The organism is Georgenia sp. 311 (genome assembly GCF_006151955.1).
Taxonomy (GTDB): Bacteria; Actinomycetota; Actinomycetes; order Actinomycetales; family Actinomycetaceae; genus Oceanitalea; species Oceanitalea wutianyii.
This window is the reverse complement of record NZ_VDFS01000038.1, coordinates 202548-214543: the sequence shown is the minus strand read 5'-3', so window position 1 is coordinate 214543 and position 11996 is coordinate 202548. Positions and strand designations below refer to the sequence as shown.

The 11996-nt window shown below is 71.2% G+C and carries 10 protein-coding genes; 3 read left to right on the top strand and 7 right to left on the bottom strand.

The genetic code is table 11. From position 1 onward, the window contains the following. Nucleotides 1-44: 44 nt before the first annotated feature. Genes FHE66_RS07905 through FHE66_RS07895 form a run of 3 tightly spaced genes read left to right on the top strand, consistent with a single transcriptional unit; the run spans nucleotide 45 to nucleotide 5911 of the window. Nucleotides 45-1613, top strand: coding sequence for a class I SAM-dependent DNA methyltransferase (locus FHE66_RS07905; protein ID WP_139072401.1), 1569 nt, complete (start codon nucleotides 45-47; stop codon nucleotides 1611-1613). Further along, the gene (locus tag FHE66_RS07900; protein ID WP_139072400.1) at nucleotides 1610-2737 is read left to right on the top strand and encodes a restriction endonuclease subunit S; all 1128 of its coding nucleotides are present in this window, start codon (nucleotides 1610-1612) and stop codon (nucleotides 2735-2737) included. The genes FHE66_RS07905 and FHE66_RS07900 overlap by 4 nt, the downstream gene beginning before the upstream one ends. After that, on the top strand, nucleotides 2738-5911 hold the full coding sequence (locus FHE66_RS07895) for a type I restriction endonuclease subunit R (RefSeq protein ID WP_139072399.1): 3174 nt from the start codon (nucleotides 2738-2740) through the stop codon (nucleotides 5909-5911). Nucleotides 5912-6324: 413 nt separating this feature from the next. On the opposite strand, the gene FHE66_RS07890 is transcribed toward FHE66_RS07895, so the two are convergent. The 7 genes from FHE66_RS07890 to FHE66_RS07860 all read right to left on the bottom strand — a co-directional run bounded on the left by FHE66_RS07890 (nucleotide 6325) and on the right by FHE66_RS07860 (nucleotide 11919). Further along, nucleotides 6325-6534: a hypothetical protein gene (locus FHE66_RS07890; protein ID WP_139072398.1), complete on the bottom strand. Its 210-nt coding sequence runs from the start codon at nucleotides 6532-6534 to the stop codon at nucleotides 6325-6327. 134 nt (nucleotides 6535-6668) lie between these two features. Next, nucleotides 6669-7262: an NUDIX hydrolase gene (locus FHE66_RS07885; protein WP_139072397.1), complete on the bottom strand. Its 594-nt coding sequence runs from the start codon at nucleotides 7260-7262 to the stop codon at nucleotides 6669-6671. After that, nucleotides 7259-7921 carry a response regulator transcription factor gene (locus tag FHE66_RS07880; RefSeq protein ID WP_139072396.1) on the bottom strand — a complete coding sequence of 221 codons (663 nt, stop codon included), beginning with the start codon at nucleotides 7919-7921 and terminating at the stop codon, nucleotides 7259-7261. The genes FHE66_RS07885 and FHE66_RS07880 overlap by 4 nt, the downstream gene beginning before the upstream one ends. Further along, nucleotides 7918-9162 carry a histidine kinase gene (locus FHE66_RS07875; RefSeq protein ID WP_176554699.1) on the bottom strand — a complete coding sequence of 415 codons (1245 nt, stop codon included), beginning with the start codon at nucleotides 9160-9162 and terminating at the stop codon, nucleotides 7918-7920. The genes FHE66_RS07880 and FHE66_RS07875 overlap by 4 nt, the downstream gene beginning before the upstream one ends. Before the next feature lie 195 nt (nucleotides 9163-9357). Further along, nucleotides 9358-10188, bottom strand: coding sequence for a hypothetical protein (locus FHE66_RS07870; protein WP_139072394.1), 831 nt, complete (start codon nucleotides 10186-10188; stop codon nucleotides 9358-9360). Continuing rightward, nucleotides 10181-11002 carry a hypothetical protein gene (locus FHE66_RS07865; RefSeq protein ID WP_139072393.1) on the bottom strand — a complete coding sequence of 274 codons (822 nt, stop codon included), beginning with the start codon at nucleotides 11000-11002 and terminating at the stop codon, nucleotides 10181-10183. The genes FHE66_RS07870 and FHE66_RS07865 overlap by 8 nt, the downstream gene beginning before the upstream one ends. Then, a complete protein-coding gene (locus FHE66_RS07860; protein WP_139072392.1) occupies nucleotides 10999-11919 on the bottom strand; it encodes an ABC transporter ATP-binding protein in 921 nt (306 codons plus the stop codon). Before FHE66_RS07860 ends, FHE66_RS07865 begins: the two co-directional genes overlap by 4 nt. Nucleotides 11920-11996 lie beyond the last annotated feature (77 nt).

Sequence of the window (11996 nt, the reverse complement as noted above, 5' to 3'; positions counted from 1 at the left end):
TGGCACGTGCCGCGAGAACGACGACGCATGGTGCGCCGTCGACGATGAAGGAGCTCAAGGACACGCTGTGGAAGGCGGCCGACCGGCTCCGGGGGTCGATGGACGCCTCCCAGTACAAGGACGTGGTGCTGGGGCTGGTCTTCCTGCGCTACACGTCGGACGCGTTCGACGAGCGCCGCGCGCAGATCGAGACCGAACTGCGTGAGGACGGCTGGTCGGACGCCGCGATCGCGCAGCAGACCCGCGACATCGACGAGTACACCGGGCACGGAGTCTTCTGGGTGCCCGAGCACGCGCGCTGGTCCTACCTGGCTCAGTACGCCAAGGGCAAGCCGGCGATGGACGGGCAGCCGGCGAAGACGATCGGTGAGCTCGTCGACGACGCGATCGACCTGTTGATCGGGTCGAACCCGCAACTCAAGGGCACTATGCAGCGGCTGTACAACCGCGACAACGTGGACCAGCGCCGTCTCGGCGAGGTGGTCGACCTGTTCAACGCCCTCAAGTTCGTGGGCAACGGGTCAACGCGGGCCCGGGACCTGCTCGGCGAGGTCTACGAGTACTTCCTCGGCAAGTTCGCGGCTGCCGAGGGAAAGCGGGGCGGGGAGTTCTTCACGCCCCCCGTGGTCGTGCGCACCCTGGTGGAGATCCTCGAGCCGACGTCGGGGCGGATCTACGACCCCGCCTGCGGGTCGGGCGGCATGTTCGTCCAGGCCGAGAAGTTCCTCGAGGCGCACGACCGCGACCGGACCGCGCTGTCCATCTACGGGCAGGAGCTGAACGAGCGGACCTGGCGGCTGGCCCGGATGAACCTCGCGGTGCACGGGCTCAACGGGAACCTCGGGTCCCGGTGGCAGGACTCGTTCGCCCGCGACCTGCACGACGGCGTCCAGATGGACTACGTGCTGAGCAACCCGCCGTTCAACGTCAAGGCCTGGGCACGCAACGAGGACGACCCGCGCTGGCGCTACGGGGTGCCACCCGCCGGGAACGCGAACTACGCGTGGCTGCAGCTCGTGCTGAGCAAGCTCACCGACGACGGCCGAGCCGGTGTGGTGCTGGCCAACGGGTCGATGTCGAGCAACTCCGGCGGTGAAGGGCAGATCCGCGCACAGCTCGTCGAGGCGGACCTGGTGACCTGCATGCTCGCGCTGCCGACGCAGCTGTTCCGCTCCACGGGGATCCCGGTGTGCGTGTGGTTCTTCGCGAAGGACAAGTCGGCTGGCGCGCAGGGGAGCGTGGACCGGCGCGGCGAGGTGCTGTTCATCGACGCCCGGGACATGGGGTACATGGTCGACCGGGCTGAGCGGTCGCTGAGCGATGAGGACATCCAGACGATCGCCGGGACATACCGCGCCTGGCGGGGGACCGAGTCCGCGACGGGCGAGTACGAGGACGTCCCCGGCTTCTGCCGGTCGGTGTCGCTGGCCGAGATCAAGGAGGCCGACTACGCGCTCACACCGGGCCGGTACGTCGGGAGCCCAGAGGTCGAGGACGACGGCGAGCCGCTGGAGGAGAAGATCGACCGGCTGACCAAGGAACTGATCGCCCAGTTCGATCAGTCTGCTCGCCTCGAACAGACTGTGCGGGAGCAGTTAGGGCGAGTGCGGTGAGGACTTGGGAGGAGGTTCGGCTCCATAATCTGCTTGTTGATGGCGTCGTCTCGTATGGAGTCGTCCAACCTGGCAGCGAAGCCCCGGGCGGTGTACCGATCGTTCGAGTAAAGGATCTTTCGGGCGGGCGTATCGACATGTCGGCACCGCTTCGGGTGTCACCCGAAGTGGCGTCTCGCCACGGCCGCACCCGGCTTGAAGGGGGCGAGGTGCTATTGTCAATAGTCGGCAGTATCGGCGAGACCGCTCTTGTACCGCCAGAGCTCGAAGGCTGGAATGTCGCTCGCGCGATCGCCGTGCTTCGGCCGGCCGGGGTGTCGCCACGATGGCTACAACTCTGTCTTCAGTCGCCAACGACAAGACAACAGATCGGCACTCTGCTAAACACGACCGTTCAGGCCACGCTGAATCTCGCTGACCTCAGGGAGTTGCGCATACCACTGCCGCCTGAGCCAGTGCGGAGTGCGATCGCGGAGGTGCTGGGGTCGCTCGACGAGAAGATCGCCGCGAACGACCGTGTATGCGGCTCGCTACATGAACTCATGTCAGCCGAGTTCGCCACTCTGACACTGACCGCATCTGACAGAGTTCCACTCGGTGATGTGGCGAAGTTGGAGTACGGCAAGTCGCTCCCTGCGACTCGAAGGAGGAAGGGCGCGGTGCCTGTGTATGGTTCGGGCGGAATCGGCGGGTACCACGACGAACCACTGCGCCCTGGCCCCGGAGTTGTCGTTGGGCGCAAGGGAACCGTGGGCTCCGTCTACTGGTCTCAGCGCGACTACTTCGCCATTGACACCACATACTTCGTGTCGCCAGTGCCTGGTGGCCCTGGGCTGCCGTACCTGTACTTCGCGCTCCGTTCTACGGGACTGGACGAAAGCAACTCCGACAGCGCGGTTCCCGGCCTCAACCGCGACGCCGCCTACCGAGTTCCCGTGCCGATAGCGGAGTTCGGAGCCCGTGAGGAGTTCGAAGAGCGCGTCCTCGCAGCGTTCACGCTGCGGGATGCGAAGGAGCAAGAGTCAAGGTCTTTGTCGGCACTTCGCGACACGCTCCTTCCCGCCCTCATGTCCGGCCGCCTGTCGGTGAAGGACGCAGAGAACACGGTCTCGGAGGTGGTCTGAGTGGCACTCAGCGAAGCGGACTGGGAGCACATCGCGCTCGACGGGCTGGCCGAGTACGGCTGGCAACCGGTCCCTGGCGCGGACATCGCGCCGGGCACCGGAGAGCGGGAGTCGTGGGCGGACCTGCACATTCCCTCGCGGATGCTCGCGGCGCTGCGGCGGCTCAACCCGCTGGTGCCGGCCACCTATCTGGCGCAGGCGCTCGCGGAGATCCTCACGCCGTCGTCCGCGGACGCGATCACCGAGAACCACCGCCTCCACGAGTTCCTCACCAAGGGGTACCGCGGCGTCTCGTGGATCGACCCGGACGGTACCGAGAAGAACCCGACGATCCGGCTCCTCTCGGAAGAGCCCAGCGAGAACGAGTGGCTCGCCGTCAACCAGGTCCGGGTGGTCAGCGGTGAACACGAGCGACGCTTCGACGTCGTGCTCTACGTCAACGGCATGCCGATGTCGATCATCGAGCTCAAGCAGGCCGGCTCGGCGTCGGCCGATGTCGCGAGCGCTCACGCCCAGCTCGCCACCTATCTGCACGAGCTGCCGATGGCGTTCCGGTTCGCGGCATTCACGGTCGCCAGCGACGGCATCTTCGCCCGCTACGGGACCCCGTTCACGCCGCTGGAGCACTTCTCGCCGTGGACGGTCGACGACGACGGCCAGCCGATCGACCTCGCAGACGAGGGAGCCAACCCGGAGCACGAGACCGCGCTCGACCTGCTCATCGCCGGTGTCTACAACCAGGAGCGGTTCAGCCAGCTCGTCCGCAACTTCATCGCCTTCGACTCCGGCGAGCACGGCCTCGGCAAACGGATAGCGAAGCCGCACCAGTACTTCGCCGTCACCAAGGCGGTCGCGAGCACTGTCGAAGCGACTCGGACCAACGGCAAGGCAGGCGTGGTCTGGCACACCCAAGGCTCGGGCAAGTCGATGGAGATGGAGCTCTACGCCCACCTCGTGCACACCCGCCCCGAGCTGCTCAACCCGACCATCGTGGTCATCACCGACCGCACCGAGCTCGACGGCCAGCTCTTCGACACCTTCAGTCGCTCGCTGCTGCTGCCCGAGCGGCCGGTGCAGTTCCTCAACCGCGCCGAGCTCCGGTCGGCGCTTACGACGCGCAGGACAGGCGGCATCTACTTCACCACCCTGCAGAAGTTCGGCCGCACGGAGGCCGAACGGGAGGGCGGGCTCGAGCACCCGGAGCTGACCGACCGCCGCAACGTGATCGTCGTCGTCGACGAGGCCCACCGCTCCCACTACGACGACCTGGACGGCTACGCCCGCCACCTCAAGGACGCGCTCCCCCACGCGACCCTCATCGCGTTCACCGGCACCCCGATCTCGTTCGTCGACCGCAACACCCGCGAGGTGTTCGGCGACTACATCGACATCTACGACCTCACCCGCGCGGTTACCGACGGCGCCACCGTGCCGGTCGTCTTCGAGCCGCGGCTGATCACGGTCGAGCGGGCCGAGGACGTCACCGAGGAGGAGATCGACGCCTCCGCCGACGAGGCCACGCTCGGGCTCGACGACGTCGCTCGCGAGCGTATCGAGGCGTCGGTCGCCATCGTCAACGCGATCTACGGCGCCCCGGCGCGGATCGAGACCCTCGCCGCGGACCTCGTGGAGCACTGGGAGAAGCGCCGCGACGCCATGAGCCCCTTCATCGGGGTGCCCGGCAAGGCACTGGTCGTCGGCGGCACCCGGGAGATCTGTGCCCATCTGTACGACGCCATCGTGGCCCTGCGGCCCGACTGGCACTCCGACAACGACGCCGAGGGACGGATCAAGGTCGTCTACTCTGGCACGCCGTCGGACCCGGAGCCGATCCGCCGGCACGTCCGGCGCCCGAGCCAGGAGAAGGCGGTCAAGCAGCGGTTGCGCGATCCCGACGACGAGCTCGAGATCGTCATCGTCAAGGACATGCTGCTGACCGGCTTCGACGCCCCGCCGCTGCACACGCTGTACCTGGACCGTCCGCTCAAGGGCGCACTGCTCATGCAGACCCTCGCCCGGGTGAACCGGACATTCCGGGGGAAGCAGGACGGGCTGCTCGTCGCCTACGCACCACTGGCCGAGAATCTGGACAAGGCGCTCGCGGAGTACACCGCGGCCGACCAGTCCACCAGGCCGATCGGCCGTGACATCGCGGAGTCGGTCGAGCTCGCCGAGGGACTGATCGCCCAGCTGGATGCGCTGACTGCCGGTTACCCCTGGCGAACCAAGCTCACGGGCGGGCCGAAGGACTGGGTGCGGGCCGCCGTCGGGCTCACCAACCACCTGCGCAGCCCGCAGACGCCCGGTAACGACGCCGAGGACCCGCACGACCGACCGAGGGTGCGGTTCCGCAAGCTCGCGAACCAACTCGCGCGTGCCTGGGCGCTGTGCGCCGGCGGCGACAACCTCACCCACCTCAAGCTTCCCGCCCAGTTCTATGAGGAGGTGCGGGTGTGGATGGCGAAGTTCGACGCCGAGGACGCCCGCAGCAGCGGGCGTCCGATCCCGGAGGAGGTGCAGCGACTGCTGAGGTCGCTGATCGCGACCAGCACCGCCAGCGGTGAGGTGGTCGACATCTACGCCGCCGCCGGGCTCGAGAGGCCCAGCCTCACCGACCTCGGACCGGAACTGGCGAAACGGGCGACCGAGTCGCCGAACCCGCACCTGGCGATCGAGGCGTTGCGCGCGGTGCTCGTGGAGGAGGCGCGTCGGGCGACCTCGGGCAACACGATCCGTGCGCGCGCATTCTCGGAGCGGATCGCTGAGCTGATGCGCAAGTACACGAACTCCCAGCTCACCTCGGCCGAGGTGATCGCCGAGCTGATCGCGCTGGCCAAGGAGGTGGCCTCCGAGGCCGGGCGAGGCAGCCGGTTCGATCCGGAGCTCTCGCACGACGAGCTGGCGTTCTACGACGCCGTCGCGCAGAACGAGTCCGCCGTGACCGAGCTCGGCGACGACATCCTGGCGGTGATCGCCCGGGACCTGGTCGCGGTGATGCGGCGCGATGTCCGCACCGACTGGACCGTGCGCGACGACGTGCGGGCCAAGCTGCGGGCCTCGATCAAGCGGCTGCTGACCAAGCACGGGTACCCGCCCGACAGGCAGCCGGAGGCGATCAAGCTCGTCATCGAGCAGATGGAGTCGATGGCTCCGAGATTCGCGGAGCCTGAGTAGCTGCCTAGTACTCGTTGAGGTCGAGCACCCTCTCGAACGCCAACTCGCCGAGCCGCGTGTTCCACAGCCGTCGAGGTGGCGCGGCGCGGAGTTCCCTCGTGTACCGCACCTTCGGGTGGTGCCACGAGACACATCCACTCGCACCAGTTCTGCTGGTCGTTGCCCCTCGCGCTGCTTCGCTTTCCGCGCGGACACCCATTGGTTCGCGAAATGCAGGGGATGTATCAACGAGACATGACGCGGTTGCGCCGGTCGGAACCTCCGCGGCCGTGAATCTCGGCCGTCGACCCCCTGGGCGGCGGTCCCGAGGATGAGCATGGCGCTGATCGCGGTTTCCACCCGCTGGTCCTCCAGCCGCAGGAGCGCGGCGAGCAGCAGAGCCAGTGCGATCGCGGAGCCCAGCGACCACCAGATCACAGCCCCACCCACGAGGAGAGCACGACCGCGACCAGCACACCGGTGAGCACCGCGCCCACCCGGACGATGCCCATGCGCGGGCTCGTCGACGCCGAGGCCTGGTCCACGAGCAACGCGGTGAGCGCACCGGTGAGGTCGATGGGCCCGTCGACCAGCCACACCGTGAGCAGGTACGTCAGCACCGAGGCGGTCGTCAGCCGGGCCATCCACCCCAGGACAGGACGCAGCCGAGGCAGCACCCAGGACGGCGCCACCCGCCCAGGTCGGACGTAGCCGGAAGAGCGCTCCGCGGGTGAACTCAGGCACGGCATCTCCCACGACGCAGGGCGGAGAACTGCAGCTACAAGTGGGCCGTGCCCCCGGGCACGGCGAGCCTGAAATGCCGGTCGATCCGCCCGCACGTCACCAGGGGCGGTACGCGTTCGCAGCGCGCCCTCGTCCCTCCGCAGGTGCCGGACTGCGGCAGTGGCGATGTCGGCCGTGGGCTCGGGCAGGGGAAGTCGGCCCGCGGGACCCAGCGGGCGAAGTCCGTGGTCCCGCCGACCTCGACGGTCCCAACCTGCCCGCCGAGGATCTCCGCGCGGAAGACTAACCGCTGGGAGCGGTACGGCAGCGAGCCGCGCCAGCTCGTCGGCCCCACGAAGTGGTGGAGCAGGAGGAACGAGCGGACCCGCACCGAGTACCACGTGTCCTCGTGGACCTCGCGCACGACGGCGTCGTCGACGCCCTTGTCGTACTCCACCCCGCCCCGGGGAGGGACCAGCCGGCGTTGGCCGGGTCGGAACCGCCGTTGAACCAGGTCAGGACGATCTCCTCGGCGTGTTGCCGAGCGCCGCGTAGGCCGCGAGGCGGGTGTGGTAATCCGTGAAATGCACCGGTCGACCCCACGCCCTCGGCCGTTCCGGTTGCGGGCGGTGGACGCCTGACCGCTCACCGCCGCGGGACGAGCCCGCTCTCGTAAGCGAGGATGACGAGCTGGACCCGGTCGCGCATTCCGAGCTTGGCGAGCAGGTTGCCCACGTGGGTCTTGACGGTCGTCGTGGAGAGGTGGAGCTCGGCGGCGATCTCGCCGTTGGTCATCCCGGCGGCAACGAGCCGGAGGACCTCGGTCTCGCGCGGCGTGAGGTCCGCGAGCCGCGGGTCCCTCTCCTCCGCACGGCCCCGCGCGTGGAGGCGGTCGGCGACGAGCCCGAGGAGCAGCTGGGTGACCCGCGGCTCGACGACGGCGTCGCCCGCGGCGACGGCACGGACGGCCCGGATGAGCTCCGCGGGCTCGGCGTTCTTGAGGAGGAACCCGCTGGCCCCCGCCTGCAGCGCGCCGAAGGCGTACTCGTCCAGGTCGAACGTGGTGAGCACGAGCACGCGGGTGGCGGGGTGCGCGGCGACGATGCGCCGGGTCGCCTCGATGCCGTCACCCCCCGGCATCCGGATGTCCATGAGCACGACGTCGGGGGCGAGGGAGGCGACCTGCTGGAGGGCGACCCGGCCGTCGGCGGCCTCCCCCACGACCCGGAGGTCCGGCTCGGTCTCGAGCACCATGCGAAATCCCCGGCGCAGCAGTGCCTGGTCATCGGCCAGCAGGATCGTCGTCATCGCGGCTCCCGTCCTCGTGCTCCCTCGACCGGCAGCACGACGGCGACGCGCCAGCCACGCTCCGGCCGGGGCCCGGCGTGGCAGGTGCCGCCGAGGACCGCCGCCCGCTCCCGGATCCCGACCAGGCCCCGACCGCTCCCGTGCGTGGACGCTGCGGACGACCCTGCGTGCGGCCCGTCGTCGAGCACCTCGATCGTCACGGCGTCTGGGGTGCGGACGACCTCGAGCTCGACCCGCCGAGCCGCCGGGGCGTGCCGCAGGACGTTGGTCAGGGCCTCACCGACGATCCGCCGCACCGCGAGCGCGACCGGCCCGGGGAGGTCGACGTCGAGGCCGGTCGCGGCGAGCGGCAGGCCGGCCGCGCGGAACCGGTCGACCATGGCCACGAGGTCCGCCGTCTCCTCGCGCGGGTCGGGGGCGGTCTCGTGCAGCGCCGCCAGTACCCGCTTCATGTCGGCCAGCGCGCTCCGGCCGGTGGCCGAGACCTCGCGCATCGCCTCCCGTGCCTGTTCGGGGGACCGCGGCGCGACGGCGGCGGCGCCGTCGGCGAGCGCCACCATGACCGAGATGCTGTGCGCGACGACGTCGTGGACCTCGCGGGCGACCGTGGTGCGTTCGGCGGTGCGCGCCATGAGGAGGTCCTGCCGGTGCTCGCGCACCCGGGCCTGCGCCTGGGCCTGCGCGGCGAAGTCGCGCTGACGCCTGCTCCGCACGCTCAGCCCGGCCACGACGGCGGTGAGCAGCAGGAGGGCGGAGAAGGTGGCCTCGAAGACACGGGAGTCGATGCCCGCGAGCAGGGCTCGGCCGAGCCCGCTCCACTCCTCCGGCGACCTCGCGCCGGGTGGGTGGTCCGGCGCGCCCTCGGGGAGCATGGACAGACCGAGGACGACGTCCCACACGTCCAGGCTGAGCCAGGCGAGCATCGACGCGCCCACCGCGAGGATCGAGCCGAGGACGGCCGGCCAGGTCCGCACCGGCGGCCAGGTGGCGGCGAGCGCATGGACGGCCAGGGCGGTGCCGAGCACGGTCGCGCCCGGCGCGCCGGTGACCGCGATGGTGAGCACCGCGAGCACCGCGGTCACCACGACCGTCCGGACCGGGTGACGACGTCTGCCCCGGAGCGCCAGCGCCCCCAGCACGCCCGTGACCGCCGTGATCCCGACGACGCCCAGCGCGCTGCGCGAGCCCGGCGGGTAGGTGTACCAGATGACACTCGGCAGCAGGTACGTCGCCGCCGTCACCAGCGCCACCGCGAGGTAGCCCCGCCACACGAGCCTGTCCGCGAGGTCGGGCCGCTCGCCGAGGGTCTGCCGTGCCCGCTCGATCCCGCTCCGGAGACGTCCACGAGCGCTCGCGGGCCATGCGGACGCCCTCGGCCGGTCGGGACTCACCCCCCGAGTGTGCCAGGTCACGATCTGCCCCCTCCCGCGGACGGCTCAGACACCGCTGCGCCGCAGCCTCACCGCGGCGGTGAGGAGGAGCGCGCCGACCCATGCCGCCGTCACCCCGAGCCCGAGCCAGGGGGTGAGTCCGACGCCTGCCTGAGCGGCCCGCTCCGCGGCTCCGGCGTCGGACTCCACGGCGAGCCGCCCCGCCCAGCCGGGCAGGGTGGCAAGCAGCCACGGCGCCCCGAGGAAGGGGACCACCTGCTCCAGGAGGAACACCAGACCCACGCCGGCGACCAGCCCGGCGGCCGGACCGCGTGCGACGGTGCCGAGTGCGACCCCGAGCACCGCCACCGCCACGAGGTAGAGGACGAACCCGCCGAGCACGCGCCGGGTCTGCGGGTCGGAGAGGTCGAGCGCGAGGGAGAGCTCGGCCCGGAACGGCAGCAGCGCCAGGGACGTCACGGCGAGCGCCGCGGCCGCCGTGAGCACGGCGGCGACGGCGACGGTGAGCACCTGGGCGGCGAGCACGGGCAGACGGCGCGGGACCGCGAGGAACGTCGAGCGCGCCGCGCCGCTGGGGTACTCCGCGGCGCTGACGAGCACCCCGAGGACGAGCACGGGGAGCTGGGTGGCCACCAGCGCGAGGGTGAGCAGGCCGAGCATGCTGGGCGGCTGGGAGTCCAGCTCGTAGCGGGCCTGGTAGGCGACGAAGGTCGCTGTCGCGGCGTTGACGGCGACGGCGATGACGGCTGCCCACCCGGTCGACCGCAGTGCCAAGGCCTTGCCCAGCTCGGCACGCAGGACGCGGACGGGAGTGACCCCGGGCCGGTCGGGCAGGCCGACGGGCAGCACGGCAGGCGCGACCGAGTGCTCAGACATCGCGGCCCCGCAGCCTGACCGCTGCCACGGCGAGCACGATCAGTGCCCACCCTCCGGTGACGGCGACGCTCGTCCACGCGCCCACCGGAAGCTGCCCCAGGTCCCGCAGCAGCTCGAGGAACCCGTCGGTCGCGGGGACGAGGGTCGCGGCGTGTCCGGGCAGCACGGCGAGGACGGGCTGGAGCGCGTCCGGCACGACGACCGCCGCGATGCCGAGGACGAAGACGACGAAGGCGACGAGAACCGCGGTCGTGCTCCGGCGCAGGAGCATGCCCAGGCCGAAGCAGAACACGGTCGCCGCGACGAGGTAGGCCGCCGACCCCACCCACATCCGGGTGGTCTCTGGGGTGAGGGCGGTCGACAGCCCGGGCCCGAGGTCGCTCAGCAGCGTCGCACCGGCCGCGAGGCCGAGGGTGAGCGTCGCGGTGAGGGCGGCCACCGCCGTCGTCACGAGCGCCTTGGCGACGAGCACGAGCGTCCGCGACGGGACGGCGAGGAACGTCGGACCGGCGCTGCGGCTGGAGAACTCTCCGCTGCCGAGCAGCACGCCGAGGAGCAGCATCGGGAACTGGGTGACGATGAGCGTGCTCGTGACGTAGTAGGCCACGCTGCCGTACCCGTCCGGTCCGACGAGCGGGTCGTTGCCCCCGAGCCAGGCGAGCGCGGCGGGGAGCAGCACCATGACGGCGACCACCCAGCGGGTCGAGCGCAGCCCCCAGGCCTTGGACCACTCCGCGGCCACGACCCGGCCGAGGGTGGTGCCGCGGCGGGGCGGCAGGCCGACGGCGGGGGGCAGCGTGAGCCCGGTGCTCATCGCGCTGCCTCCGTCCCGGTCCGGTACTCCACGGCATCGGCCGTGAGGCCGAGGTAGGCGTCCTCGAGCGTGCCCGAGACGGTGGACAGCTCGAGCAGGGTGAGCCCGAGCCGGGCGGCGAGCGCCCCCACGGACCCGGCGTCGGCGCCGGTCACCTCGATGAGGTCCGCCTCGGGCATGGTGACCGTCGCGCCGCCCCGTTCGAGGGCGCGGGCCAGCGGGGCGGGGTCGGACGCACGAGCCCGCACGACGCCCGCCCGGGCGGTGGCGGCGACGAGCGAGCGCAGGTCCTCGTCCGCGAGCAGCCGGCCCCGGCCGATGACGACGACCCGGCTCGCGGTCTCCGCCAGCTCGCTCATGAGGTGGGAGGACAGGAGCACGGTGCGCCCCTCGGCGGCCAGCGCCCGCAGCAGGTGCCGGATCCACCGCACCCCGTCCGGGTCGAGCCCGTTGACCGGCTCGTCCAGGACGAGGGTGGGCGGGTCCCCGAGCAGGGCCGCGGCGATGCCGAGCCGCTGCCCCATGCCGAGGGAGAACGTCCCGACCCGGCGCCGGACGACCGACCCGAGGCCGGCGAGCTCGACCACCTGGTCCACCCGCGCCCGGGCGATGCCGTGGCTGCGCGCCAGCCCCAGGAGGTGGCCGAGCGCCGTCCGCCCGGGGTGCGCGTTGCGCCCGTCGAGCATCGTGCCGACCTCCTGCAGCGGGGCGCGCAGGTCGGCGTAGCTCTGCCCGTTCACCCGCGCGGAACCGGACGTCGGCCGCTCCAGGCCGACGACGGTGCGGATCGTCGTCGACTTCCCGGCGCCGTTCGGCCCGAGGAAGCCGGTGACGGTCCCGGGCGCCGCGGTGAACGTCAGGTCGTCCACCGCCGTCGTCGCGCGGTAGCGCTTCGTCAGGTGGGTCACCTCGATCATGTCTCTCCTCCAGTCCCACCGGCGACGCCGGCGACACCTCGACGCTAGGAGCGGCGCGCGAGGAGCAGATCGTCCGC

Excerpts from the sequence above, each read along its gene's own strand:
- FHE66_RS07865 (WP_139072393.1), bottom strand. The coding sequence starts at position 11,002 with ATGAGCACCGGGCTCACGCTGCCCCCCGCCGTCGGCCTGCCGCCCCGC.
- FHE66_RS07860 (WP_139072392.1), bottom strand. The coding sequence starts at position 11,919 with ATGATCGAGGTGACCCACCTGACGAAGCGCTACCGCGCGACGACGGCG.
- FHE66_RS07880 (WP_139072396.1), bottom strand. The coding sequence starts at position 7,921 with ATGACGACGATCCTGCTGGCCGATGACCAGGCACTGCTGCGCCGGGGA.
- FHE66_RS07890 (WP_139072398.1), bottom strand. The coding sequence starts at position 6,534 with ATGGCCCGGCTGACGACCGCCTCGGTGCTGACGTACCTGCTCACGGTG.
- FHE66_RS07870 (WP_139072394.1), bottom strand. The coding sequence starts at position 10,188 with ATGTCTGAGCACTCGGTCGCGCCTGCCGTGCTGCCCGTCGGCCTGCCC.
- FHE66_RS07905 (WP_139072401.1), top strand. The coding sequence starts at position 45 with ATGAAGGAGCTCAAGGACACGCTGTGGAAGGCGGCCGACCGGCTCCGG.